This window comes from Phormidesmis sp. 146-12 (assembly GCF_052939495.1).
Window position 1 is genome coordinate 1 of record NZ_JBJPHS010000012.1, and the last position, 24,304, is coordinate 24,304.

The window sequence follows — 24,304 nt, forward strand, 5'->3', positions numbered from 1 at the left end:
TATCCTGTGCTTGTATTGTCGTCAGGGCAATTCAAGTTTTCGGATAGGCACTAAGCAATGCTGCACTTATCCTGTGCTTGTATTGTCGTCAGGGCAATTCAAGTTTTCGGATAGGCACTAAGCCTCGCCTCTTTAACCGCTTAGGCAACACAGTGCTGTCCACGGCTGCTGATCTTCAGGCAGAGCTAATTACTCCAGACGTACTAGAACAAGGTTTACGGGCGGCTGCCCCAACTCTACGCCAGCAAGCCGCCTTAACTGTGCAAGAAGAACGAGTTCGCACTTTATTATTGCAACGGGGCAGCCTTTCCGATGAGACGATCACGCTCGAAGACCTCGAACAGCTAGGCTTACGAAGCTTTAGTGACATCCTTCCCTTTTTAGAAAGACTGGAAGAAGCCGATCTCGCCCATCAGTTGAATCAGGAAGATGTCAAGGCATTTGCGCCGATTCCATTGCCCCCTAGTGACGATGAGTCGCCTCCAAGCGGACAAAGTTCATCCTAAAGCCATAGAAACGCCGATCGGGATTAGTCGCTAAACTTCAACTAACCCTTACCGCTTGTCCCCATGCTTGAAACTTGGCAGCACGATCGCATCTTCACCAACGGCATTCATCTGCACTATGTCACTCAAGGCAACGGCCCGCTGATGCTCTTTCTGCATGGCTTTCCTGAATTTTGGTACTCTTGGCGCAAGCAGATCCCCGAATTCTCTCAAGATTACAAGGTCGTCGCTCCAGACTTGAGAGGCTACAACGAGAGTGACAAGCCACCAGAGTTAGCCGCTTATGCTATGTCTGAACTCGTCGCCGATGTGAAAGGAATCATTGAAGGGCTAGGATACGATCACTGCATTCTCATTGGACACGACTGGGGCGGCGCGATCGCCTGGAATTTTGCGTACGCTCATCCCACAATGGTCGAAAAGCTGATCATTCTCAATCTGCCTCACCCCGCTAAATTTGCCCAGGGACTCAAAACGCCCCAACAGCTTCTTCGCAGCGCCTACATTTTCTTTTTTCAGATTCCCGTATTGCCAGAGGTGCTGATTCAGTTAGGAGATTATCAAGCGATCGCCAGCGTACTTCCGGCAATGTCGGTGAACAAAAATGCCTTTGCTGCGGAAGACATTGAGGCGTACAAAGATGCGTTTGCCAAACGGGGCACCTTGACTTCGGCCCTCAATTACTATCGCAACTCATTTCGGCAAGGGTTGACCCGCGAGGATTGGCGGACTTTGGAAGTCCCAACGCTGATGATTTGGGGCGAAGACGACACCGCTTTGGGCAAAGAATTGACCTATGGCACTGATAAATATGTGCGTGACTTTCAGATTAAATACATTCCCAATTGTGGGCACTGGGTACAACAAGAAAAACCGCAGCTTGTGAATGATTATATTCGTGAGTTTATTAGCGGTTAGCCTCGACTAAACAGACATTTCAAAGCAGTAAAAATGGGTAGCGGATTTCGTTAAAAATCACCCACTACCCACAACAATTTGCGCTGATCTACCTATTCACAGACTGTTTCATCGACTCTTCGTTATGGAGCCAAAACTAGCGATCGCGCTTCACCTTCCTCAATTGCCGAACCCTCAAGAATCTCAAACACTCGCTCCATTCCGGTCAGTTCTAACAACATTTTGACCTGCTCATTGACTCCGGTGAGAAACAGATTTTTTTGAGCCGATCGTACCCGTTTGAACGCCATAACCAGCGCCATCAGCCCAGTGCTGCTCATAAATTTGACTTCTGAGAAATCAACCAGCAAAACATTGGCTTCAGACTGAACTGCCCCATCAATCTGCTGGTGAAACTGGGCGATCGAGGCATCATCGAGGGATTGAGGAAAATTGATAGTTTTTGTTGAGAAGTCCATATACCTTTACCTAACGACAAAGCTAACTATTGAATGAAGCAAGTCTACTACTGGTAGATCAAGAGCACGTTAAGCGCTGCGAGTACAGGCAGAAAATGTTATTCGTATCTTTGCAGGTTCATTCAAAAAAGATTGATAGCTAGTTAACAAAATCGATCGTAGAAATGAAATTTGGAATGAATTGGCTGGCTAAATACGCTTGCATACGCAGATTATTCTGAATCGCCTCAATACTCATCTGCCGCAGGAAGGAACCCCCCGTCAAATAGATGCCATTTAGCATAGAGTGATTGAGGCACTTTCTAATGCTTTGTAGATCACCCTTAATTCACCTCAAACTTAACCCCTAGTTTTTATGAATCGAGCTTTATTGTTAGTCAATCGTCACGCTCGCAAAGGACAACAGCAGCTAGAAGCGGCGATCGCTCAGTTGCAGGCGTTAGGATTGGTGCTGATCGAAGAACCGACTGATCACCCTGACCATCTACCCGACGTGATTCGGCAATATCGCGATCGCGTGGATTTGGTGATCGTAGGGGGCGGAGATGGCACTCTGAATGCAGCCGTCCAGGGGTTAGTCGAGACTCCGCTGCCGTTGGGAATCTTGCCGCTGGGCACCGCAAACGATCTCGCCCGGACGTTAGGAATTCCGGCAACGCTACCCGAAGCCTGTCAAATTATCGCCAGGGGCAAGGTACAAAAAATTGATTTGGGCTGGGTGAATGGGCGATATTTCTTTAACGTGGCCAGTCTGGGGTTGAGTGTGCAGATTACTCGCAAGCTGACCAAGGAGGCAAAAAAGCGTTGGGGAGTTCTAGCCTACGCAGCGACGGCGATGCAGGTTCTATGGGGGAGTCGGCGATTTCATGCAGAAATTCAGACAGAGGGGCAATCGGAAAAAATTCGCACAGTCCAAATCGCGGTAGGAAATGGGCGATATTACGGCGGCGGGATGGCTGTGGCGGAAGATGCGGCGATCGACGATCAGCGACTCGACCTCTACAGTTTAGAAATTCAGCACTGGTGGCAAATGTTGGCGGTGTTGCCTGCGATGCGACGAGGGAATCACGGAGTCACCCCCTGGGTACAAACCTGGCAGGGCAAAGAGTTCCATATTTACACTCGCCGCCCGCGCGACATTAACACCGATGGAGATATTACGACCTCAACGCCTGCCCACTTTCGAGTCATGCCCAACGCGCTCTCAGTGTTAGTACCGTAGGAGTGAAGTTCTCCTTCATCCCTTTTAAATCACCCTCCCATTCCGGGGATCAGGCTGCCGCTCAAGCGTTTGAGAGCACGGGTGGCCACGTCGGCGTAGCGCAGTTCACCACACATAATTTTGCCCAGCCGATCGGTCGCGGTGGGGCGTTTGACCCCTACTTTGTAGCCGATGCCAGGAACGCGGTAAAACACGCCTGCTAGACGCTGGGCCCAAACCATATCAACGCCCCATTCTTTTTGAATCACCTCAGTGTAATTTGCTAGAGCAGCCCGATCGCCAGACAACGATTGGTCGATCGCCTCGGCCGCTTTCATGCCGCTAAACATCGAAGGACGAATTCCCTCACCTGTAAAGGGATCAACGACACAGGCAGTTTCTCCAGCCAGCAGCGCGTTTTGGGCGTGGAGTTTTTGGTCGCCATCCCACAGACAAATTGGATGCAGGTGAACCTGGCTACTTCTGCCATCGATGCCCGCGAGGGACGCATACTCTGCTAGGTCAGCTTTGAGATCTTCGTGATCGCCGCCTCTAAAGGTGCTGGTGCCGATCGAGTAGCCGTCTGATTTTGGCAAATTCCAGATAAAGCCATTCTTGACAATGCCAAAGTCAAATTGGGCGCGATCGTCCTGGTTGGGCTTTGGAGCCTCCATTACAGCCCCCATGCGGGTTTTGCGTTCTTTGAATCCGAGCCATTTTGCCATTGGCCCTTTGGCTCCATCCGCGGCAATTAGATATCGAGCTTCGACGGGGCCGTTAGAGGTGTTGACTTGCCAGTGGTCGCCCTGAAACGAGATGCCCGTCACAGAGGTTTGATCCCGCAGTTCGGCTCCTTGTTTTTGAGCTTGTTGAATCAGAAAGTGGTCAAAGACTTCGCGGCGCACCATCCACATCGGTTCAGGTGTTTTGAGGGTGGCATCAACCGGATCGCCCAACTTCCAGGTGTAGCGGATCGCCTCTACTTTGAGCGAGATGGCAGGCGAAAAGTCAAAATCAAACCATTGAGCGATCGCAGGAGATACGCCACCACTGCAAGCTTTGTATCGGGGCAGCGCCTCTTTTTCTAGAATGAGTACCGATCGTCCACGCTTTGCTAAATGATAAGCGGCAGTTCCTCCAGCGGGCCCGGCTCCTACGACAACACAATCAAACATAAAGCTAAAAATCTCACTTCTAACAACAGTAGAGTCTGAATGGCTATTCAAATATTTGAGCAAATATCCGAACAGTTCAGTCGATCCTCACAGAGAGTTTGCACGAATCTACGAATCTTATCGAAAGAATCTTGGTTATTCTCTCCCGCATCCCTTAAAGAAGTTGACCACTCCAAAATTTCCTTAAAGAACCATTGAACTGCGTTGAATTTTAACAAAGTTGTGACTGATTTCCTGCAAATCTCGTGAATCCTACTGAGTAAAGTTTTAGTTCAGGCTGCGTAAAAACCACAGAGCATTTAATCTTAAGCAGTTAAGGCTAGACAGACGCTAATTCAACACTTTTGGAAAAAGCAATCTGGGGATCAGGGCGCGATCGCCCTCTCTCTAAACGACTGCTGACTTTAATAGGGCGAGTTTTGTCCGTGTCTACTGACTTGATCTGCAAACAGAAGATTTTTTCTGGCTCAAAGTAAGGGTTAAAGCTGCTTCAACTTAGCGAGTTGCACGGAATACAAAGTTTTGATGTAGAGATAGCATGTTTTTATAAAAATTCAATGAGCTAGATCAACGTCTACTTAATGAATTGAATGAAAAAGATTGGCGTGAAGGAGATTAAGGCTGTGATCTGGCAAGTTTGCATTCGCTACTCTAATGGTTCTGAACGGGTTCTGCGGAGCTATCGCGATCGAGAGATTGCTTTACGCTATATTGATGCGCTGTATGCAGATGGCTATCCGTTGCACCTAGCTTACATTGCGCGACCGTTTCGAGTACAGGCGGCCTAATCGAGAGAAGTGCTCGAACGACTGATTTTCACCACTGAGAGTAAATGTTAACAAATAATACATTTACCGGAATCTAAGCAAAACTACTGGAATACCAAAGGAGGCCATCAACACTCATCCCTCACCGATATGTTACGCAATTATTTCCAGGAGTTTTGGCAGGACAGCTACGATTTTTGGTACGAATTGTATTTAGGATTAACCAAAAATCCGCGATGGTTGCTGATGAGAAATCTGGGGCGATTTGGAATAGTACGATCGCTGCTACATGCCCGGTTCAAAAACGATCGGGAAGCTAATTGTGAGTTAAAAGGGGGGTCTGTGTTTAGTGAAATTGATCTCCCACAAGTCATCAAATCGCTTGAAACAGAGAGTCTATATTTAGGAATTAATTTGCCTGGAAATCTGGTGCAAGAGATTCTAGCGTTTGCGAAGTCTGAAGTTTGTTATGGCGATCGCAAACCTAATCTTGGCTTTTATTATCTTCAAAAAGAGCAGGCGCAGCGTCAGTATGGTAAGTCTTTTGTCACGGCTAACTATTTCAACACGGCTGAGACTTGTCCGGCGATTGCGACCTTAATTCATGACCCGACTTTGTTAGCGATCGCAGCGGCCTATTTAGGCGTTAAGCCTGTCCATGTAAGCACTCGACTGTGGTGGAGCCTGGCAACGGAGGCTTCAGGGCACGATCGCCGCAAAGCAGCCCAAATGTTTCACTATGATTTGGACGACTATCGTTTCTTAAAGTTCTTTTTTTATTTAACGAACGTTGATCTTTCAACCGGCCCTCATATTTGTGTTTTAGGAAGCCATCGACGCAAAAAATTTAGGCATGAATTGTTTCGCAAGCGGTTTTCTGATGCAGCAATTTTGCAACACTACGCCTCTGAAAAAGTAGTCAAGATCTGTGGAAGCGCAGGGTTTGGATTTGTAGAAGACACCCTGTGTTTTCATAAAGGAGAGCCACCGTTAACCAGCGATCGCTTGATGCTACAGATCGAGTACGCCACCTATGATTACGGAATGCAGCACGACTATTTGGAGCGATCGACCTCTGCACAATTAGTCAACCGATAAATTAACAGCAATTCTATAAAAACACTTGAAGGCGCAGATAATCTATATCACGTCTACTGACTAAGGGGGTGATTGTGACTGGAGGAAATGATAACCTCGATCAAAACGGGGAATCATCCTACAGTTATATTGATTCAGTTCGGCAACGATATCAGGACTATCAAAATCCTTGGAGTTTCGATTCAAAAAACAAGACTGTTGTGACTGATCACGTTGCAGATGATCGATCACCGATGCGTAAACAAGAGCATCTTGTGGGGTTAGCAAGTCGGCGGGAAGCCCCGCGCTCTACCTGTACCCAGGTGAGCGTCGGGATGAAAGCCAGAGCGTTGACGAATTGCTGCTTTGCAAGATGACAAAACGCAGTTGAGGCTCTGATTAGCAGCGATGAGGAAACGCCAATCTCCCACGCTGCAAACGAGTGTGATATAGTCAGAACAAGGGTTTGAGCTAATCGCCGCCCTGCAATCTGAACCACGACAACTCAAAGTATGGGGTTGCATCCAGTAATGCGCGAATTCGCGTTTCTGTGGATGCGTAAAACTTTGACAGTACAGGGGTTGCGCTCAGCCTTGTAGGAGGGTTTCCCTCCGTAGAGGACTGAGTAAGAAGAACATACTTTCGGTACTTGTTCAAAGTCTGCGGTAGGGCATTCCGTGGACTCAAAATAAAGCTCAGGTAACGTCCGATGCAATAGCAGGAGTCACTGAGAAGCCCGCTCTGTATGCGTCAGCGTCAGAGTCGGGAGTATGTCACGTCATAAGTCGTTTCACAAGATGCAGCCTCAATCAGAATGTGGGTCGTGAGTGCCACGATTTCACCAACGTTGAGAAGCCGATTTCGATATTGGATAAAGCGACGGCGTTCTTCTTCATTGCTTTGCACCATCAAGCTGGCAATATCTTGAATGCTTTTGATACGACTTGCATAGGAAGCTGTACGCAAAAGCTGTCTTAATTCAGCCTCTAGTGACTGTTGCAATTCTCGACGACTTCTTGCTTGACGAACCAATTTTTCATGAGGTTCAGCAAGACAATATGCTGGAATAATAAGCCTCGCCTGCCCTGCTTCGCAGAGTTGCAAAATCTGTTCGCAACTTTCACATTGTTCTTGCTCAAAAGTTAGCTCTAGAACGAAGTTTGTTTCGACATAGACATTCACGCCGCTGCCTCATGTTTAAGCGCTCCTCCAGTCAGAGCAGCATACAGCCCTGAATCAATTAACCAGCGCTGAGGGTCATCTACATTTTTGGGCAATTTCTCAGCGTAGATAATCTCTCCAAGCCAGGATGTAATAATTAATTCAAAACTTTGACCACTAATTTGGTCTGCCGTCACGCCTGCCCGTGCAAAATAAGGCTTCAGAATGGGACGTGCATCAATTATGTAATCAGGTTCACTCTGCTCCGAAAGCACATCAGCATGACTCCATAAGTAGAATTTGTCAGGAAAAACCATCAGAAAATAGGGAGCCTTTGGAAAAGCGCCGTGTGCAAAAAGGTTGCGTCGGAATTCTGCTGCCCATGTTGGCGATACATTAGTTTTGCGCTTAACTTCAACGACAAGAGCAGGTTGACCGTTGCAGTTGTCAACTAACAAATCCCAGGGAAACTTAGAGCTAGAAGCCATAATAGGCTCACTTGATTAACCAACTACCCTATCATTCTGACGCAGAACGGTGGCTTTTCGTCAAATGTCTACTCTCTATCCAATTTCTACAATCGACTTCGCTGTGGCTAATTTCTCTGCACTTTTTTGCATTTGTTGAATGTCGAATGGTGACCAGTCGCGGGGCGATCGACAATGATGAGCAACCAACAAGCCCCAGAGTCCTTTCGCTGTCACAACAGGAACCACGAGATTAGCCCGGACGTTCATCCCGCGCAAAAAGTCTTTATGACACTCCGCGATCGATTCGATTTCAATGTCAGCAATTGCTTGAACTCGTCCCGCTTCATACATCGCTGCGTAGTCGCCGTTAAAGCACTCATCAGGTCCCGTTTCACCCAAAATCGAATATCGGTCAGAACTCAATGACTCAAAGGTGACACGCCCCTTCCACTGGCGATAGAAGTAGTACAACACTAAGCGATCGGTTTCCAGGTCAGTTCTAAGCTGTTGCACCGTTTGCCGAACCAGATCATCGCGTTCCAAAACTCCAGTGATTCGCGTCATGATTCTTGTCAGGCTGCGATCGTCGGAGGGCAGGCGATCGAGATTAAATGAGCTATTTTCTTCAGTCACTACTCTCAAAATTAACGTTTGACTATTTTATAAGATCTATCTTTAGCCTTCTTGCTTCTTTTGGAAGAATTAAGCCTGTATCGTTCTTTACAACTTGACGAAGACCTTGAGGGCAAAGCTTTCTCACTAAAGGTCGATTCAAAAGAGTGGGAGGTTTGACAGACTTAAAATTGTAAAAATTGTGGCGGTAGGGGATAAGCAAACAATGATTCAGCCGTGGATGGTCATTGGAGCGGTAACTTTTTTAGTGTCGCTGGGTGGGTTCTTGATTCGATCGCGTCAGGATCTACGGTGGGCAAAGCGGCTCGATCGCCCCGATTGGCTTGTGTTTGAACCTGCTATTCCAGTGATTTGGACAATCATTTTTGTCTGTGGTGCCTGGTCAGCAACGATCGTTTGGCAACATGATCCCAATAGCTTGAAAACCTGGGTGTTGATGGGATTCTATCTACTTTTAGAAATTACAACCGTTGCTTACATTCCGCTTACTTTGAGACTTCGCAGTTTGGCGGTGGGGACTGCTCTGGGAGGACTGGGGCTGATATTTGGTCTAGTTTTGAGCGTGATTATTTGGTCAATTTCTCACTCCGCCACCTTTTTGCTAATTCCCTATTTGCTGTGGAGTCCGATCGGCACTTATACTACACGAGAAATGATTGATCTCAACCCTGAAGCGGTTTAACCAGAGCGTGATAGGAAGTTTGTGATTTGTTGCTCTTCGGTCTTGACTCTCTAGAGTTGCTATAGTGGCTTCTGGCTGAGTTGATTGGGGGAGGTTAGTGTGAGGCACGTTATCAGGATTGCGATCGGGATAGTGCTCGTCTTCATGTTGGCCGCTATTTCTAGCGTCAATGCACAAAGTCCGATTCCGATTCCTAAAATAGAACTCCCCAGATTAACCAATTCGTCGGGTGTTAGTAGTACTGAACTTGATCGAGGAACGGTCAGACTGGATGGAAGAAGGCTGTTTACGATCGCGGCCCCTGCGGTCAGTGGAAAATCTCAGCAGAATGGCACAACGCCGCTTCAGGAAAGGGTTCAGACGATTGAGACAACCTTGCATCGGCTTGTCGATCGTGGGTTTGATGCCAATCAGTTGCAGGTGAAATCGGCGATCGAAACACAGAGTAACCTACCTGTAATTTCTGTAAACGGTCAGTATTTAATGACGGTGACGACTCTGGATGCTCAGACGCGAGGGGTGGAGCCTGCGGTCTATGCGGATGAGTTGACGCGAATTTTGCGAGAAGAATTGCTTCGCTCAAGACAAGAACGACAGCCTGAATCACTGGTTAGACAAGGGCTGGTGGCTGCGGGAACCGTCTTAGCGATGTTGATTAGCAGTCGTCTTTTAGCCCGATGGCAGCGGCGGATCAAAGCCCAACAAGACCGCACTCAGGCAGAAATTCCGGCCGATCCGATCGTTTCGGCCAACACCCCACAAACTGCAAATCTCACCACTCAGCAAACCGTCCGGCAGCAATTTGTCAAGCGCCAACAGCGAAATCTCAAAGATGCTCAGAGACGGCTGATTCAGCTTGTGCAAGTGGCGATCTGGGCGGCGGGCGGCTTTACGATTTTGGGTTTATTTCCTTATAGTCGTTGGTTACAGCCGATCGTGCTTTCGGCTCCGCTCAAAATTTTTGGCATTATCGCAGCAACTTATTTAGCGATTCGGCTGGGTGATGTTTTGATCGATCGCTTCTTTAGTGTTTTAGAAGATGGTGAGTTTATCTCTCCCGAAGATTCTCAGCGATTAGCTTTGCGATTTTCTACGTTTTCGCGAGTGGTTAAAAGTTTGTCCGCAATCGTTCTTCTTTCGATTGGTGTTTTGACGGCTCTTTCGATTGCTGGGATTGAAGTCATGCCATTGTTAGCAGGTGCTGGAATCATTGGCTTAGGTATTTCACTCGCGTCTCAAAACTTAATTAAGGATGTGATTAACGGATTTCTAATTTTGATGGAAGATCAGTATGCTGTTGGTGATGTGATTCAGGTTGGTAAAGCTTCTGGATTAGTGGAATCAATGAATTTACGCATTACTCAGCTTCGCAATGCAGAGGGACGGTTGATTACCATTCCCAATAGTGCTATCACGATTGTTGAAAATCTTTCTAAAGACTGGTCACGAGTGGATTTGGCGATCGTGATTTCCTACAGCACTAATTTGGATGATGCGATCGCGGCGATCGAAAAAGTGGGTCAAGACATGAGTCGTGATCCGGCCTGGAAGACTCAGATCTTGGAGCCGCCTGAAGTCCTGGGTGCAGATGATCTGGATAGTACTGGTGTGACTCTGCGCGTCTGGATTAAAACACAACCGCTTCAACAATGGAAAGTAGGGCGTGAATATCGACGGCGGCTAAAATTTGCATTAGACGAAGAGGGAATCGAGATCGGCGTGCCTCAGCAAGCCTTTTCGGTGAAGGGATCGCTGGATGAAAAAGCCTTTGAAGGCAACAGTAACAAACCCAGTTCTCATCGGTAATTGAATGTTACCCAATCAGTTGCTTTTTAAGAGATTTCAAAAATTCTAAAGCCTTCTGGATGAGTGACTGAATCATCTTCTTGATCTGCTTCCATAGCTTCAGCAGGATGTGTTCAGAACCGATGTCATATTGCCATAGTAAAACGCCTGGAATGGAAGGGGTAGCGATCGACAGTTGATCGATATCTTCAAGTTCGACCACAAAATTGAGCGGTTGCCAGACTGTAACCCATTGACGTTTGAATAAGTGCCATTTGTTATTAGACACCTGCATCGCTTTGGGGGGAGTTATTTGAAGTTCAATTGTCTGCAAGCTGCCAGGAAGCCCTCTGGATGGAATTTCAACGATCGCTCCCAAAGGCAATTGATTTTGTCTCAATTCAGAAGTCCAGACCCATCCGGTTTCAGCATTTTTGCAATAAAGTTTAATTCTACGCAGCGTATTTCCCTGGTTTTGAATGCGGATTACAAATTGTCCTGTTTGCATACTCACTTGTCCTAACACAGTCATCAGTTCTGCGGTCAGCAAGTAAACAGGAGCCAATTGAATATGTAAATCTGTTTGTAAAACCAGGCTATAGTCATTATGAGAACGAGCATAAAGCGGCAGTGTATAGTTGCCAGCGATCGCCGTAAAGGGAGGAACAACCTGTAATTGCACAGCCCCGATCGCGCCAGGATTGAGATTCATATCAGTATGCGCGATTGGTAAATTAACAGCAAATAAACTATCCAATTTTTCTAATACATAAAACCAGGCTTGATGCTCAGACGCACAGCTTAACCAAAACTGATCGACTCGATTGGAGCGGTTATTGACGATCGCCTGTAGCCTCACAGATTCATCGATCGGAATCGGCATTGGAGCTTCTGGGCGCGTCTCAGGCTGCAACACCAATAACGGACGACCCACTCCCACATCTGCGGGCTTGATAAAGGGTAAAACTTGCAGTTTGATTGAGTAGTCGATCGGCGTTAAGTCGGCATAGTGATCGGGCGCATCAATCACCAGCGTATAGTCGTAAATATCGGGTAGCGTGTCAGCAGGAATGTGGAACTTAAAGACCACTTGACTACTGCGATCGCGATGAAGGGCAAGCTGCTGTTTTGGGTTAGTACACCACGATCGAACCTTCTTAGAACTGCCCCCGTCGTAAATGTCAATTTCAATCAGCGCCCCTGGGTCTTCACGAGTAGCCGTCTGAAGTTTAGAGCCGTTTTTACGCAGACGAGTCGCGGCAGATTTACCCTGGTTGCTGATCGTAGCGTGGAGCATAAAACCGTTCTCGTCCCCAGCCCTCACCTGCGTTAACCCAGAAGGATTGAGGATGATCTTAAGCGGACTGCTGAGTGCTTGTTCTTTATACTCTCTACTGACAGCCATAGTGATTTTTGAGCAGATTAGCTCGGTAACTTGTTGATTCGTTTGAGCAGAATTTTTGTATCATCGCTAGCGATCGCGATCAGAAGATTTCTTCTCAAAACCTTGATGTCAAGGCTATTAATTTTTTCACCTCGTCTAGATTCTCCAACCAATTGACCTTGTGTTAGCGCTTTATTACGTTTGCCGTCGATCGTCAGAAACCAAAGTAAAACTTTTCCATCATCTCCGCCACTCACCAGATATCGACCATCCCCACTCAGCTTTACGGCTCGAATCGGTTGGTGATTGTGTCCATCTTGCCATTCCTCAACGGGTTGAAGTTTGTCAAGTGGCTGGCGATCGTGCTTGTTTTCCGGTTCATTCAGATAATCTTTGAGATTCCATAATCGAATCCAGCCTTCGCTATCGCTGGTGACTAAGAGATCAGGATTAAACTCGGCAGCATCTGAACATAAAATAAATTGAGTCTGATCATTTTTAGACGGGTAAGCGATGTTATTTACTGTACTTTTAGCATTACCGCTCCGATGATTTAGATAGTTTTTTAGATTCCATAATCGGATCGAATCTTCGTTATCGTTATTGACCAAAAGATAAGAATTCAATTTAGTGCCATCTGAGTTAAGAATGGATTCAATTTGATCATTTCTAGACAAATAATCTGTGCTAACTGATGTATCTTTAAGACTATCTTTGTCGCGATCTAAGTAACTTTCCTTCAACAAATTCCAAATCACCAACTGATTGTCTTGTCCTGCAACCACAAGGTTTTGACTTGACCGACCGATTAGCTGAATTGTGTAAACTGCGAAATCAAATTTACGTTGGCGAATCGGTTTCTGTTGCGGTTCAATCAGACTAACCTGATCACCTTTCTCAACGATATCATCAACACTCCACTGTGACACCCAGCCACTACTATAACCAGCAAATAATGAACGCGAATCTCTGGCAAACTCCAATGCTAAAACTCGCCCCACGCCCGGCTGCATCAACGATTGAAGGGGATCGCGATAGCCCTTTAGCAACGCATTCCAAAGTTGAATTTCGCCTTGATCTAGCCCGATCGCTACCCTGTCATTTTCTACAGGACGATAACTCAAAGCGCTGATCGGCTGCCCAACATTTACCGAACCGCCCGTCGGAAAAAGTCGATTAAAGAAAATTCGCCAACTGCGAACCGTGCGATCGGTAGACCCACTCATCAAGCGATCGACCATGCCATTAAACCGCACCACTTGAATCGGCGCAGCATGACGAAACAATCGCAAATAGCTATCTCGCAACAAAATAAGCAGCATCGATGCCAACACCAGCAATAGCAAAAGAGTCGTATTGTTAACCAGCAGCCAGAACACGCCAGCAAACACAATCAACGCCGCGATCGCCTGCATCCACAGCGGCAAAATTGGTGCCACCAATAGCTGAAGAATTTGGCGATCGTTTTGCACATCGATTCGACGATCTGGGGCACTGGGTAAAGCGGCGATCGTGACAGTCATTTCGATCAGTCGTTGTTGTGCCAAACCTACTAAAGGACGCTGTGCCTTTGCGAATAGATGGAGGCTACGACGCTCCCTAGGCTTGAGATCGACCCCGTTAATGAGGAAACCTAGCCACAGAGGTTCAGGAACGTCCCAACGGGTATCGAGGGTGAGTTTTCGCCGATCGTCGCTGGCAATGTTGAAACTAAGTTTTTGTGAAAGATTGCTCTTGTTTTGCATCTGAAAGCCAAAAGTGGCGATCGTGGTTTGAGCAAAAATCGGTTTGGAGCCAGCCGACGGAACCTGCTGCTTGGGATTATCACAGCTAACCTGCATAAATCCAACAGGCAACACGCGCACAACTCCTTGATCGAGGCTACTTTCTACGCGCTGAAGTGCCTGACCGTGAGGGTGAGTGGCTGCGATCGTAAATGCATAATCCTGGCTAACTGGCGGCTGAATTTGGGAATTGGAGTCGATCGCTTGAGGCAACTGACAGGTAAAAACTCGCTCGACCTGTTCACCACCAAAAACTTTGAGATTAAGGATCGTTCCGTTGAGCCAGACGACTTCCGATTTGAGCATCAGCGTCAGGTCGATCGTCCCTTGAAAATCAGTGTAAACCTGGACTGGAATTTGCAGCGTTTCTCCAGGTCGAGCCACAAAGGTTTGTACAGGTAGCAAAATTTTGACTGGAATGGGTAGATTGCCGGGTTGAATCTCGACTTTTAGATCAACTTTTTCTCTGGCTTTGTCCGCCGTATCTGTTGAAGAAACTAGAATCTGAACATCCATCAAACCAGAGAAACCAGGCTTAGGAGTGCGATTGATTTCGACCTGAAATTTGGTGCGATCGCCCGGCGGAATTTTGCTGCTAACGATGGGAGTTACTCGATACCAGCTATAACTTGGATTCACGCCTGCCGCTCTCAATTCCAGTTGAAAACTCGCCAGGTTTTTTTGTCCATGATTAGTCACCGTCACCTCAAAAGTAGAGGTCTGAGGAGGGACAAACATATGCTCTTGGGGAGCTTGAACTTGGATGCGAGATCTAGACATAGAGAGAAGGTAATTTACGCAAAGTGAGTGAACTGCTTTGTAAGAATTAAGTTTGTGGACGTTGTGGATCAAGCTGCTTTGTGCGTTCGATTAGCCCCTGGTGGAGCAGTTTTTGGCTTTCCCTCATTTGTTTATAAATCTCATCGACTTCGTTGCGGTTTTGTCTCAGAGAAACCACATCATCAACTAGCTGACCGTTGAGAGTCTCAATCACCATTGCCATGTCTACAAATTTGTCAGCAAAAGCACCCATTTCATTTTCGCGTTTTGTCAATTCGATTAATTCAGGTTCAAATTTTTCTTTTTTGCGTTCTTCTTGCTGTTTTTTAATATTTTCCTCATCAATCGCTGCGTATTGCTCAACATTTTGCAAGCTGGTTTTTCTAACGTCATCTGCTGCATTTAACAAAAGGTCGATCGGCGTGAGCACCCATTTGAGAACTGCCCAGCCCATCAGAATGATCGAAGCCACTAAAAACAGAATATAAAAGGCGTTGTTATTGGTGTTAACTTTTCCTGTGAAATAGGAAGCAGGCATCACTACTACAATTAACCAATTTAGCCCTTGAATATCTTTTAGCTGTAAGGGAACCACTTGAGCAATTTGTTTCTCACCATCAGCCGTAAATCGTAAAGTTGGTAATTTGATGTTTGCACATTGACTTACAGGTTGATTTACAGGCTGATTTACAGGTTGATTTACACTTTGGTTCTCAGCCGTGTTTTGGATAGGTTGTTCTGAGAATAAATTTTTAACAAGCTGATCGTGACTTTCGTTCAGTTTTAGCAGTCGATTTCTTTCGCCTTTTCCTCCCAAATGTGTTGCAAAATCTGAGCTTGCGATGACTTCTTGAGTGATACAGTTAATGATGTAAGTTCGGTTGACTTTTGCATCTCCTAGCTTGAGTGTTGCGAGTAATTGACTGATTTCATCCGGAGTTCGATCGACTCCAAAAACACCCATAATCGTGTTGTCACTTTTTTTAACAACAGGGACTACCAGCGTCATCACTAGATCCGTCAAAGCATTCTCGTGTTTGTTGGCATCTTCGTAGAATCCTGTCCAGGTGGGTTGACGCTTATCGGCTGCAAACTCATACCAGGGACGCTTGAGGGGGTCGATCGCTTCCAATTCACTGTCACGTCGCTGACCCAATTTTTCGCCCACCTGATTCAACTCATAACGCGACCACTTTTTCTCTTTTCCGTCAGGATTGCGTAAGTGAAGAGCCGTTTGATTCCTATTGTGATCAACGACGATCGCCGCTCCCTTAGTATTTGTCAGAAACAACACATTGACCGAATCATCTCGTAGCACTTGATTCCACAAAAACGGGGTGAGCGGCTCTAAATCAGAAGTGGTTGCCAAACTTTGAATGGTCGTCGTCAGTGTTTCTGATTTGGCATCGCTACTCTGCAAAATTGACGTAATGGCGGTTGCCGCTTGTCTCGGTTCGCCTAGATAAACTTGCACCCGCTGCTCGATGCTCTCAGTGACGGATTGACTTAACTGATTAGCCAGTTGATCCACCGCTTCCTTTTCCTTGAAGGTCGATCGCCAAATGAGTAACCCAGTTGCCACCACTTGGATCACCAAAAATACTTTAATGATGCGTCGAATAGAAGCCATTGTTATCCAGCCGTTGGGTTTAATAACTGCGTCATTTGCTTTCTACGATGGGCAAAATAGAGAATGTTAATGCCCATCTCTTGAGCCGTCCGAATGGTCTCTCGTGGGAGTAGCGATCGAGGATCAACTCCCCAGGCTGAAGACAGATTACCTAAAACAAAAACAATGCCGCCACCAACCAAAATCTTGATCGGTTGTCCTTCAATAACAGGCAAAGCAGAAAAGAGAAAAGGCTGCGATCGTAAGGGATGATCCGGCTGTTGGATCAAGTTTTCCAGATCCTCTAAAGGCTGATTGAGTTGAGTTTCAGCCAGGTCTTTGAAATCGTAACAAAACTCGTCGATCGCTCGTTTCAGCTTTGATTGAACTACGTTAAGGGATTCCTGAAGTTGATTTTGAATGGTTTGATATTCTTGAATTTTAGCGGTGTTTTTTGTGGAGATTAATGAATCGATCGTGGTTTCTGATTGAGCGATCGCAACCTGCAATTCTTGTTGTAAGTTAATTAGTTCTTCAATCTTCTGACCAATCTCTGTTTCTTTGAGAGAGGCTTCGACTAAAAGCACACCTCCTGTTAACAGGTATTGTTTTAGTTCATCTTGAACAGATTCTATAAGTGATTCTGTAGCAGTCATTCTGAGATAGATTAAGTCATACTTTAAGAGTTCTTTTAGAAGTTCTGATAGCTGTACACTCAGCTTTTGATCCAGCGCTGCCTCTAACGAATTAGCTGTTTTATCCGAAAGTTGGCTAATTAGCTGGCGAATATTATTTTGTGTTGACAGATCTGATCGTCCCTGAATCACTTCTGAGAGTTGCTCCATTAACTGGAGCATGTTGCTTCGCGTTTTAGGATCAACCGTTTCTTGTTGAGTGATCAGTTTGTTTAGTAATTCTAAAACCTGCGCTCCTGGATTGTTAACTGGCTTTAAGGAAACAATATTTTCAGGTTCTCGGCTTAGATTGATTTGAGAGATTTGTTTGGCTGCGATCGCTGGATAGAGCGCCTCCACCGATCGTAAAAGTGAAGAAAGGCGGGCCTCATCTTGATCGCGCTGTTCTCGTTTGGACTGATCGTAAAAGGCTTGAGCAACCTGTACAACGGCTTGAGGACGCGATCGTGCCTGCACTCGGTAGCTAAAATCCAGCGTGTTGTCACCGGGCGCAAAAACATTGAGGGGATGACTGAGCCGAAGCACTCCATTCTCAGGTTTGAACCGCATCCGACATAGTTCAACTTCTCCGTCGATCGGCGGCTGATCTTTTTCATAAATTCTTGCTTGCTCAATGACCACACCATCGAGTGAAGATTTAGAATGTTCTTGTGCAATGAATTCATCTGGATTGACATAACTGATCACTAAGTATTCAGTTAGCGTTTCACGATTTGTTTGCCCTGCGATTCTAAAAACTTCTGGTTTAGCTAGAACCATAAAGTTACCAAGTATATCGATCGCCATGCCTGGTTGTATCTCTACCCAAGGACTACTTTTATACTGCTCTTCTACATCTTTCGGTGCTGAAATGATTCTCACACCCAATCCTGAGATGATTCCCGATTGATTGAACGCTTGATGGTGAGAGTCTTGTCGCCGTCGGTGATAATCGTGTGCTACATTCCAGCGATCGGCATCTATTGGCAGACCATCTTTGACATGAAGCCGCTTAAAGAGATTGATTGGCGAAGACCAGGGTTGAGTCATTGTTCTACTAGATTCTTAGACGAGCAGGGATCAACAGAGTGAATCACATGAGTGTTAACAGGATGAATAAAAAGGTCATAGGTGCAGAAAGCGGGCTTTTCCTGTTCGATTACCTGACGAACCAAGGATTCGTTAATTTGACCCGTATTATCACAGCGCAAATGCACCACAAAATGATAAGGATTCCCCTCGCCTAGAAGATTCTTTGAACCAATGCAACCGCCAATCACAAATCCCTGGCTACGATCGGTCTGAATACTAATATGTTTTTTAGGTTCGTCTTCTGCACGGGTCAAGTGATCATCTAGCGGTAATTTTGTGACTAGATGCAGATAGAGCCGCAACCCTCGACGAGTGCCCCGCCAGCGATAAAGCTCAATGGCCTGCCGAATCAGTCGTCTTTGCTGTTCTGGATCAAACGGAATGTCAAACGACCAACCGACCCAGTGAGCCAGAAACGGCAGCATCGCATCGGGTGCAGTCAAGGGGTCAAGGTAAGCCCAGAGCGTGTCTAGAGTCTGGACAGACGGTTCAAAGGCTTCCTCAAATATCATGAGCAAGCGATTCACTAAATCAATTTCCTGGTAGATTTCGGGTAAGAAATCCAGGTACAGACTGCGACGATCGCTCCCATGCGCGATAGCGGCATCATGAATGAAAATTGATTGAGTATCGACTGCAAGATTCATGTGAGTTTTAGCATTGCATAAAGTGATTTGGATCGATTCATTCAGCTTCGATCGTACTGATGTAGTGATCTGATTGCAGTTTCGCGTCGCTCCATGAGAAAATTAGTCCATCACCGGGATTGACAAAGCTTTTGTGAGTGGGAACCGTCGAAGCCCAGGAACCATCTTGTTTCCGATGTAGTTCAAACAGTTGCACCTCATTCACATAGCGGATTCCAGGCTCTTTTTGTAGCAGTCTGACAATATCAGAAGCGTAAACGGGTCGCCCAAACGTCCAGCCTTTACCATGAGTGCCGCCGACGATCGGATTGAGAAACTCATAGAGAATTCGTTTTAAGCGATCTCGAATCTTTTCCTGATCTTTGTAGTATTCGCGTTCGAGTGCAACTTCTGTTTCAACCGTGATTCCGACATAGGTTGGATCAATGAATTCTATTCCGATTCCTGGCATCAATCGATCGTGTAAATAATCTTTCACTCGCTCCTTAAGTTTGTCATCTGGAATGTATAAATCAGGCTTTCCTTTTCCTTGTGCGATTGCGTCTGGGTCAACCCACGGCACGATTAACAAATGCATCATTCCAGGCTTAATCGACATCGCTCGGACATGTGCAATCGCGCCACCACCCGCTTCCAGGGTTAGCGTTTCAAAATCTTCTTTCGTCACGGCTCGATCGCGAGTTCGCAGCGTTTTTGGAACTTTGATTACGGCTTCATCAATCGATTCGGCATCCGTTCCATTTCGAGCGATCGTTGCGTTGTTCACACTGGCCACATAAGGAAAAGCAGACTTAAGAATTGTGATTGTTCCGGCTGCAACATTCCCTTTGCGTCCGCCTCCAGTGCGATAAGTCATGAGGATTTCAGCCCCTTTGACCGGAATGCACCCATACTGACGATCGAGCTTTGGTCGCAAATCCGATCGTCGAATTGGATCTTTGAGCGCACCGTTTATTTGCATCGTATCTTGTCTTTGCTGTAGCTGATCGCGCTGAAATTGTTCTTGTAATTTTTCGATATAAGATTTTGTTTGCTGTTGCAATTGAGCAGGTTCTCGAATCAGCGGCCCAAACTGGACAATTCCGGTAATTGCATCCACAGTGTAATGAAAACTATCAGCCGAAGAATTGCCAAAATCTTGAACTTCTTCCCAAGTTTGGCGTTCTCCAGTAGGCAGTCTCACTTGAATATGTTCTGACGAACTTCTCGGTAAAACAGGCGTGCGCTGAAGCTGAAAAGTTTGCCCTGCATTACCATCACTAATTCCCAAAATTTCATCTTCTACTAAGACACTTTGCGAGGTTCCGATCGTTCCTCCAATCGATCGCGCACTGATGCCCACAATTCGCGGCGATCGATGATAAACAAACTGACCGCTTCTCGGCGCAATATGAACACACCGCAGCCAGTAGCCTTTATAAGGGGTTTCGGCCTTCGGGGACTCGGTGACCATCCAGCGAGGCGGCGTATGCAAAATGATGTCAGCTTCTGCGACCCCTTGCGGGCCACTCGAAGAGATCGTACCCTCGACTTTTGAGGCATTGTGAAAGCTAAATCCTTCGGTCTGATCATCCGTTTCTTTGAGTAAAACGGGCACCCATTTCTCGCCGTCCCAGGCTTCCCACTGACGAGGCGGATTTTGAGGAATAATCCCTGTACTCTGTGCAACTTCGCCGCGAAACGTCAGCACAATCACATTGCCCGCCAGCGGCTCATCTTCGCGCAAGACCAGATAAAAGCAACTTTCAACGATCGGCAACAGCATCGTGTGAGGAACATTCCCATTGGGCGAATCCACCTGCACCCCTGGAAACAGCGGACTTGCAACCACATTCTCCCAGGCACCCAGATCGGTTCGTCGCCAGCCTGTCTGATCAAATCCATCTCGCAACGTACCCGCCGGGTCAGCCGCATTCTCTGCCGTGAGAAAATGTTTGATTTTGGGACAGCCGATCGCCAGTTCTTGATCCGTGCTGAAGACGATCGCATCCTCGGTGTCTGTGCGGACGGTGGCGACTTCGGTTCCGGCGGGAATGGCAGGAAGACGGTTGAATTCTGTCTGAGCAGCACTGAGGTAGAAGGTGACATCAACCTGGGCAGATTTGGGCGGCTGCAACCGTATCCCCAACAGTTCGAGGAATGTAATATAGTTACGTCGAGGAATCTGATTGAATCGCACCAACATCTGATCCGTCAACCAGGCAAACAATTCAATCAACGTCACGCCCGGATCGCTAGGATTGTAATTCGTCCACTCCGGACAATAATGTGGAATGCGAACAATACACTCGTCTACTAGATCCTGAAATGTGCGATCGTCCAGATTTGACTTAGGTAATTGAGGCAAAAAATCAAATGTTTCCATCACAAATCCCTATTAGCTGGACGGCATCAGATAAAACGGATAAACCAGACTGCGCGGGTCGTAAGTCTCCTTAATGTGATACTGAATGCTAATCAAAACCTGCCCTTTGATCGGATTCGGCTCCGTTAAAACGTCCTGTAACAGAATGCGCGGTTCCCACATTTCCAACGCTTCTCGCACATAAAGCCGAATCAGCAATAGCGTTTGAGTACTCATCGGCGCAAACACCAATTCTGACAATCGCGACCCAAAGTTTGGACGATACACCCGCTCTCCTAGTTTGGTGCCCAAGATAATCCAAATCGACTCTTGAATGTTGCGATCGCCCACACTCAGCGCCAAATTACCCTGTGAGTTAATCGGCAATGTAAACTGAAGCCTACCCTGCAAAGTTTGTCGCAACGGCAGCGCCAGCCCTGAGCCAAGATAATCGGATTTTGCATTGTTGGCCATAGTCTCGCGTCTGAGATTGAGGCCAGATTACTCAAGTGGGGCAGGGAAAACTATTCGCCAAAAGTCGAGAATGAGCCGAAAAACTGGCTCCTCGAAACTCTGTGTGAATCGCGATCGCAACAGATGACTAGTTCAGAGTTCGGTGTTGGGGGAATCGCGATCTGCTAACCGATAGCTCGAAGAGGTCAATCCTATTAGGTACTGTGCGATCGCTCAGTTTTAGATGTCAGGAGGCTATAGATTCTAGAGAGATCGCATGATTATTTTTACAAGTGCTGGATAAATTCTTCTATGGAAACATCTGCTTGTCTAAGAATATTGCTCAATGTCCCCACTGCCACCTCTTTTTGATGCAACGGCACAACACAGCCAACCTCAATGGTTTCCTGTTCTTCTCCTTCTCCAAGCGTGACTTGCTTCTTCAGAATGACGTGACTCCCTTTTTGGCGCACCTGCTCAAATCCCAACCTTTCTAACGCTCGAATGACTTCCGTTGCTTTAACCCTTGGTAGCTTGGGCATGGGCAACCTCAAAAGCTGTAATCAGACGACGTGCAATTTTAGGCAGCGGAAACTCTTCTAGATAAAGCTCAGTTGCTTCGCGTAGATTAGCGAGGGCTTCCTCAATGGTTTCTCCCTGGCTTGCAGTTCCAACTTCCGGGCACTCCGCTACGTACACCTCCTCTTCCCAGTGAAGAATAGCTGTAAACGTTTGAGTCGTTTTGTCGGTTGTCGCGATCGAGACTCTTGAAGTCGTCATTTTTCCTTCTGCCAGCCGTATTCTCATATTATAGAGGTGAGCAATCAAGCGAAGATTAAACCTATCAATATCTAACTCTATTGGGCGATTCTCTGCTGAAAAACTCTGATAGCTTCTCCTGCATCTGTCTCAGCAAGCAGAATACAGCGTTTCAGTAAATCGATATCTAGATCTTCTAAGCCTGATAACTGACTGCAATCAACACGTTGATAACCATCCGTGTTAAGAGAATAAAGCATCAATACCCCGTCCTGCCAGAACCAAACTTCGGGAACGCCTAGCACTCTGTATCGTGCAAGTTTATCGATTCCGCCACTGGTGAAAACAACTTCGATCGAAAGGTCAGGAATTGGCTTGACACTTCCAATGCAATAAGACTGATCCGCTTGAGCCGATGCTTCTCGTTCTCGCTCTTGAGTCATGGAGCCTGTCGGCTGAAAGAAAATTCCCTTCTGTGCCAGAAAGCATGTGATTAACCAACCGATGATGTGCCCAAAGAGTTCATGTTCGCGTCCTGGCATCAGAATTTCAATGGTTCCATCATAGTAAAACAGGCGTACCCCGATCGAGTCTTCAAATCCTTTCTGAATGTGTTTGAACTGCTCCCAGGTTCGTCCCGGATACACAATGCGTTGATCTTGAGTTGGGGATTCTCTTAGTGGGGTCTGTGTCATCTGACAAGAAGAAGTCGAGGACTGATAAGAGTAAGTATGACACGTCGAGACAGAGCGCGATCCTTTCAGACACTGTGCGATCGCGGTTTGCTTGAGGGGGGATAGCGCGATCGCGCCTCTCAAAATACTTTTATGCTTTCTCTTGCAATCGTTTGGCTAGTAAGCAATCTTCAAAACTGAAGGCTTCCTCATGTAGGAAACTCGCGTTGCCTTTGGCACAGCAAAGCTGCCCGCCATCTCTACAACGGCTTCGATCGAGCAATCTTGTTATCATCTCAATGCTGAAGTTTGGGTAAAAAGCTTACTGTGTCCATCCAAATTAAAGTGCCACTGATTCGAGGAAGCAGTGGAGCGATCGTCACGGGGTTACTGGTGACGCTAACAGAGAAACACTTAGACGATTATGAAACCTTCTGGAAATCTCGGCTACAGCAAGTCGAAGCGGCTGATAAATTTTTCGATTGGGAATGGAAGCAGCGCGTCCTAGTGCCCAGTGGTGAAGCAGAAGGATACGCTATTGAGCAGGAGCAAATGACGCAAGGGCTAATGATGCTCCGAACGAGGGGGAAGCGCTCCTTTTTTGATCAAAATCGGCGGATTGTCTATGTGAGTCGGTTGGCGACGGCTCCGTGGAACCGAGCGGATTTGCAAACCCCGATTGAATTTCGGGCGGTGGGAGGTACGCTCATGCGATTTGCTCAACTCCGAAGCGAGGAGTTGGGGTACGGTGGATTAGTAGGTGTGCATTCTTTGCCAGAGGCAGAAGCGTTTTACCGAAAGCTGAACATGGCAGACTGTGATCTGGATGAAAACTACGAGAATTTGCGATATTTTGAATGGTATCGTCCTCGTCCCTCGGTGATGGATGAGTTGGATTTGTAGAGTGTATTGTGGCTGGTTTACTCAGGAGAAGCTCATGGATTCGAGGTTTACGGAGGCGCAAGCCAGGGAACTCGCGCAGCTTGAGGAAGAGGCAGGTGGCGTGATTAGTGCAGGAGCAGATTTGGGCGATCGCTTGGGTGAAATACTGCGTCTAGAGCTTTTCGATAGCGATTCTGCAAAGTTAGTAGCGCTCGTGTCTGCGCGATTTGGAGGTGTGTTGTCTCAGCAGGAAGTAGAAGAACTGGTGGCAGGATTTCAAGGGAAAGTACAAGAAAAGGTTACTGAGAAACTGGCTTCTCGAAAATCTGCGTGAACTGCGATCGCATGAGATGACTGGTTCAAAATACTTTTATGCTTTCTCTTGCAAT

The 24,304-nt window shown here is 46.7% G+C and carries 25 protein-coding genes; 9 read left to right on the forward strand and 16 right to left on the reverse strand.

Features of this window, described 5'->3' with window-relative positions; all coding sequences use genetic code 11:
- Window positions 1–152: 152 nt before the first annotated feature.
- Window positions 153–506, forward strand: a complete 354-nt coding sequence (locus ACKFKF_RS07665) for a hypothetical protein (protein ID WP_446867169.1) — start codon at window positions 153–155, stop codon at window positions 504–506.
- A 63-nt stretch (window positions 507–569) separates the two neighbouring features.
- A complete protein-coding gene (locus ACKFKF_RS07670; protein WP_446867171.1) occupies window positions 570–1,424 on the forward strand; it encodes an alpha/beta fold hydrolase in 855 nt (284 codons plus the stop codon).
- A gap of 122 nt (window positions 1,425–1,546) precedes the next feature.
- Here the strand turns inward: ACKFKF_RS07670 and ACKFKF_RS07675 are convergent, their stop codons facing one another.
- Both ACKFKF_RS07675 and ACKFKF_RS07680 read right to left on the reverse strand, forming a co-directional pair.
- Complete coding sequence (locus ACKFKF_RS07675; protein ID WP_446867173.1) at window positions 1,547–1,882, reverse strand: STAS domain-containing protein; 336 nt, start codon at window positions 1,880–1,882, stop codon at window positions 1,547–1,549.
- A 139-nt stretch (window positions 1,883–2,021) separates the two neighbouring features.
- Window positions 2,022–2,165, reverse strand: a complete 144-nt coding sequence (locus tag ACKFKF_RS07680) for a hypothetical protein (RefSeq protein WP_446867174.1) — start codon at window positions 2,163–2,165, stop codon at window positions 2,022–2,024.
- 72 nt (window positions 2,166–2,237) lie between these two features.
- Between ACKFKF_RS07680 and ACKFKF_RS07685 the strand changes: the two genes are divergently transcribed.
- On the forward strand, window positions 2,238–3,104 hold the full coding sequence (locus ACKFKF_RS07685) for a lipid kinase (RefSeq protein ID WP_446867175.1): 867 nt from the start codon (window positions 2,238–2,240) through the stop codon (window positions 3,102–3,104).
- Between the two features lie 29 nt (window positions 3,105–3,133).
- Here ACKFKF_RS07685 and ACKFKF_RS07690 read toward each other — a convergent pair whose 3' ends face one another.
- A complete protein-coding gene (locus tag ACKFKF_RS07690) occupies window positions 3,134–4,258 on the reverse strand; it encodes a geranylgeranyl reductase family protein (protein ID WP_446857728.1) in 1,125 nt (374 codons plus the stop codon).
- Window positions 4,259–4,848: 590 nt separating this feature from the next.
- Between ACKFKF_RS07690 and ACKFKF_RS07695 the strand changes: the two genes are divergently transcribed.
- Together ACKFKF_RS07695 and ACKFKF_RS07700 are read left to right on the forward strand one after the other, a co-directional pair.
- A complete protein-coding gene (locus ACKFKF_RS07695) occupies window positions 4,849–5,046 on the forward strand; it encodes a hypothetical protein (RefSeq protein WP_446867176.1) in 198 nt (65 codons plus the stop codon).
- 129 nt (window positions 5,047–5,175) lie between these two features.
- Entirely contained in the window at window positions 5,176–6,123 is a 948-nt protein-coding gene (locus tag ACKFKF_RS07700; protein WP_446867177.1) for a hypothetical protein, read from the forward strand.
- Between the two features lie 735 nt (window positions 6,124–6,858).
- Here the strand turns inward: ACKFKF_RS07700 and ACKFKF_RS07705 are convergent.
- The 3 genes from ACKFKF_RS07705 to ACKFKF_RS07715 all read right to left on the reverse strand — a co-directional run bounded on the left by ACKFKF_RS07705 (window position 6,859) and on the right by ACKFKF_RS07715 (window position 8,366).
- Window positions 6,859–7,284: a PIN domain-containing protein gene (locus ACKFKF_RS07705; RefSeq protein WP_446867178.1), complete on the reverse strand. Its 426-nt coding sequence runs from the start codon at window positions 7,282–7,284 to the stop codon at window positions 6,859–6,861.
- The gene (locus tag ACKFKF_RS07710; RefSeq protein ID WP_446867180.1) at window positions 7,281–7,751 is read right to left on the reverse strand and encodes a hypothetical protein; all 471 of its coding nucleotides are present in this window, start codon (window positions 7,749–7,751) and stop codon (window positions 7,281–7,283) included. Before ACKFKF_RS07710 ends, ACKFKF_RS07705 begins: the two co-directional genes overlap by 4 nt.
- 75 nt (window positions 7,752–7,826) lie before the next feature.
- A complete protein-coding gene (locus ACKFKF_RS07715; RefSeq protein WP_446867182.1) occupies window positions 7,827–8,366 on the reverse strand; it encodes a GAF domain-containing protein in 540 nt (179 codons plus the stop codon).
- Between the two features lie 205 nt (window positions 8,367–8,571).
- Here ACKFKF_RS07715 and ACKFKF_RS07720 point away from each other — a divergent pair, with 205 nt between their 5' ends.
- Both ACKFKF_RS07720 and ACKFKF_RS07725 read left to right on the forward strand, forming a co-directional pair.
- Window positions 8,572–9,048 carry a TspO/MBR family protein gene (locus tag ACKFKF_RS07720; protein ID WP_446867184.1) on the forward strand — a complete coding sequence of 159 codons (477 nt, stop codon included), beginning with the start codon at window positions 8,572–8,574 and terminating at the stop codon, window positions 9,046–9,048.
- Between the two features lie 99 nt (window positions 9,049–9,147).
- The gene (locus tag ACKFKF_RS07725; RefSeq protein WP_446867185.1) at window positions 9,148–10,854 is read left to right on the forward strand and encodes a mechanosensitive ion channel family protein; all 1,707 of its coding nucleotides are present in this window, start codon (window positions 9,148–9,150) and stop codon (window positions 10,852–10,854) included.
- A gap of 7 nt (window positions 10,855–10,861) precedes the next feature.
- Here the strand turns inward: ACKFKF_RS07725 and ACKFKF_RS07730 are convergent, their stop codons facing one another.
- The 10 genes from ACKFKF_RS07730 to ACKFKF_RS07775 all read right to left on the reverse strand — a co-directional run bounded on the left by ACKFKF_RS07730 (window position 10,862) and on the right by ACKFKF_RS07775 (window position 23,054).
- A complete protein-coding gene (locus ACKFKF_RS07730) occupies window positions 10,862–12,238 on the reverse strand; it encodes a COG1470 family protein (protein ID WP_446857722.1) in 1,377 nt (458 codons plus the stop codon).
- 17 nt (window positions 12,239–12,255) lie between these two features.
- The gene (locus tag ACKFKF_RS07735; protein WP_446867187.1) at window positions 12,256–14,781 is read right to left on the reverse strand and encodes a hypothetical protein; all 2,526 of its coding nucleotides are present in this window, start codon (window positions 14,779–14,781) and stop codon (window positions 12,256–12,258) included.
- Window positions 14,782–14,827: 46 nt separating this feature from the next.
- Window positions 14,828–16,411: a hypothetical protein gene (locus ACKFKF_RS07740; RefSeq protein ID WP_446867189.1), complete on the reverse strand. Its 1,584-nt coding sequence runs from the start codon at window positions 16,409–16,411 to the stop codon at window positions 14,828–14,830.
- A gap of 2 nt (window positions 16,412–16,413) precedes the next feature.
- Window positions 16,414–18,114: a hypothetical protein gene (locus tag ACKFKF_RS07745; RefSeq protein ID WP_446867191.1), complete on the reverse strand. Its 1,701-nt coding sequence runs from the start codon at window positions 18,112–18,114 to the stop codon at window positions 16,414–16,416.
- Window positions 18,111–18,803: a phage tail protein gene (locus ACKFKF_RS07750; RefSeq protein WP_446867193.1), complete on the reverse strand. Its 693-nt coding sequence runs from the start codon at window positions 18,801–18,803 to the stop codon at window positions 18,111–18,113. The genes ACKFKF_RS07745 and ACKFKF_RS07750 overlap by 4 nt, the downstream gene beginning before the upstream one ends.
- A gap of 37 nt (window positions 18,804–18,840) precedes the next feature.
- Window positions 18,841–21,168 carry a putative baseplate assembly protein gene (locus tag ACKFKF_RS07755; RefSeq protein ID WP_446867195.1) on the reverse strand — a complete coding sequence of 776 codons (2,328 nt, stop codon included), beginning with the start codon at window positions 21,166–21,168 and terminating at the stop codon, window positions 18,841–18,843.
- A 12-nt stretch (window positions 21,169–21,180) separates the two neighbouring features.
- The gene (locus ACKFKF_RS07760) at window positions 21,181–21,621 is read right to left on the reverse strand and encodes a GPW/gp25 family protein (RefSeq protein WP_446867197.1); all 441 of its coding nucleotides are present in this window, start codon (window positions 21,619–21,621) and stop codon (window positions 21,181–21,183) included.
- A 266-nt stretch (window positions 21,622–21,887) separates the two neighbouring features.
- Window positions 21,888–22,142 carry a type II toxin-antitoxin system HicA family toxin gene (locus ACKFKF_RS07765; protein WP_446867198.1) on the reverse strand — a complete coding sequence of 85 codons (255 nt, stop codon included), beginning with the start codon at window positions 22,140–22,142 and terminating at the stop codon, window positions 21,888–21,890.
- Window positions 22,120–22,380: a type II toxin-antitoxin system HicB family antitoxin gene (locus ACKFKF_RS07770; RefSeq protein ID WP_446857714.1), complete on the reverse strand. Its 261-nt coding sequence runs from the start codon at window positions 22,378–22,380 to the stop codon at window positions 22,120–22,122. The genes ACKFKF_RS07765 and ACKFKF_RS07770 overlap by 23 nt, the downstream gene beginning before the upstream one ends.
- Window positions 22,381–22,457: 77 nt before the next feature.
- A complete protein-coding gene (locus tag ACKFKF_RS07775; RefSeq protein ID WP_446867199.1) occupies window positions 22,458–23,054 on the reverse strand; it encodes a Uma2 family endonuclease in 597 nt (198 codons plus the stop codon).
- Between the two features lie 306 nt (window positions 23,055–23,360).
- Between ACKFKF_RS07775 and ACKFKF_RS07780 the strand changes: the two genes are divergently transcribed.
- Together ACKFKF_RS07780 and ACKFKF_RS07785 are read left to right on the forward strand one after the other, a co-directional pair.
- On the forward strand, window positions 23,361–23,936 hold the full coding sequence (locus tag ACKFKF_RS07780) for a hypothetical protein (RefSeq protein ID WP_446857712.1): 576 nt from the start codon (window positions 23,361–23,363) through the stop codon (window positions 23,934–23,936).
- Window positions 23,937–23,970: 34 nt separating this feature from the next.
- The gene (locus ACKFKF_RS07785) at window positions 23,971–24,249 is read left to right on the forward strand and encodes a hypothetical protein (protein ID WP_446867200.1); all 279 of its coding nucleotides are present in this window, start codon (window positions 23,971–23,973) and stop codon (window positions 24,247–24,249) included.
- The last annotated feature ends 55 nt before the right edge of the window (window positions 24,250–24,304 follow it).

What these genes read in the sequence shown, in the direction of transcription:
- ACKFKF_RS07730 (WP_446857722.1), bottom strand. Translation starts at nt 12,238, where the DNA reads ATGGCTGTCAGTAGAGAGTATAAAGAACAAGCACTCAGCAGTCCGCTT.
- ACKFKF_RS07720 (WP_446867184.1), top strand. Translation starts at nt 8,572, where the DNA reads ATGATTCAGCCGTGGATGGTCATTGGAGCGGTAACTTTTTTAGTGTCG.
- ACKFKF_RS07740 (WP_446867189.1), bottom strand. Translation starts at nt 16,411, where the DNA reads ATGGCTTCTATTCGACGCATCATTAAAGTATTTTTGGTGATCCAAGTG.
- ACKFKF_RS07690 (WP_446857728.1), bottom strand. Translation starts at nt 4,258, where the DNA reads ATGTTTGATTGTGTTGTCGTAGGAGCCGGGCCCGCTGGAGGAACTGCC.
- ACKFKF_RS07680 (WP_446867174.1), bottom strand. Translation starts at nt 2,165, where the DNA reads ATGCTAAATGGCATCTATTTGACGGGGGGTTCCTTCCTGCGGCAGATG.
- ACKFKF_RS07710 (WP_446867180.1), bottom strand. Translation starts at nt 7,751, where the DNA reads ATGGCTTCTAGCTCTAAGTTTCCCTGGGATTTGTTAGTTGACAACTGC.
- ACKFKF_RS07755 (WP_446867195.1), bottom strand. Translation starts at nt 21,168, where the DNA reads ATGGAAACATTTGATTTTTTGCCTCAATTACCTAAGTCAAATCTGGAC.
- ACKFKF_RS07745 (WP_446867191.1), bottom strand. Translation starts at nt 18,114, where the DNA reads ATGACTCAACCCTGGTCTTCGCCAATCAATCTCTTTAAGCGGCTTCAT.
- ACKFKF_RS07670 (WP_446867171.1), top strand. Translation starts at nt 570, where the DNA reads ATGCTTGAAACTTGGCAGCACGATCGCATCTTCACCAACGGCATTCAT.
- ACKFKF_RS07685 (WP_446867175.1), top strand. Translation starts at nt 2,238, where the DNA reads ATGAATCGAGCTTTATTGTTAGTCAATCGTCACGCTCGCAAAGGACAA.
- ACKFKF_RS07750 (WP_446867193.1), bottom strand. Translation starts at nt 18,803, where the DNA reads ATGAATCTTGCAGTCGATACTCAATCAATTTTCATTCATGATGCCGCT.
- ACKFKF_RS07775 (WP_446867199.1), bottom strand. Translation starts at nt 23,054, where the DNA reads ATGACACAGACCCCACTAAGAGAATCCCCAACTCAAGATCAACGCATT.
- ACKFKF_RS07785 (WP_446867200.1), top strand. Translation starts at nt 23,971, where the DNA reads ATGGATTCGAGGTTTACGGAGGCGCAAGCCAGGGAACTCGCGCAGCTT.
- ACKFKF_RS07675 (WP_446867173.1), bottom strand. Translation starts at nt 1,882, where the DNA reads ATGGACTTCTCAACAAAAACTATCAATTTTCCTCAATCCCTCGATGAT.
- ACKFKF_RS07770 (WP_446857714.1), bottom strand. Translation starts at nt 22,380, where the DNA reads ATGACGACTTCAAGAGTCTCGATCGCGACAACCGACAAAACGACTCAA.
- ACKFKF_RS07695 (WP_446867176.1), top strand. Translation starts at nt 4,849, where the DNA reads ATGAAAAAGATTGGCGTGAAGGAGATTAAGGCTGTGATCTGGCAAGTT.
- ACKFKF_RS07760 (WP_446867197.1), bottom strand. Translation starts at nt 21,621, where the DNA reads ATGGCCAACAATGCAAAATCCGATTATCTTGGCTCAGGGCTGGCGCTG.
- ACKFKF_RS07735 (WP_446867187.1), bottom strand. Translation starts at nt 14,781, where the DNA reads ATGTCTAGATCTCGCATCCAAGTTCAAGCTCCCCAAGAGCATATGTTT.
- ACKFKF_RS07700 (WP_446867177.1), top strand. Translation starts at nt 5,176, where the DNA reads ATGTTACGCAATTATTTCCAGGAGTTTTGGCAGGACAGCTACGATTTT.
- ACKFKF_RS07765 (WP_446867198.1), bottom strand. Translation starts at nt 22,142, where the DNA reads ATGCCCAAGCTACCAAGGGTTAAAGCAACGGAAGTCATTCGAGCGTTA.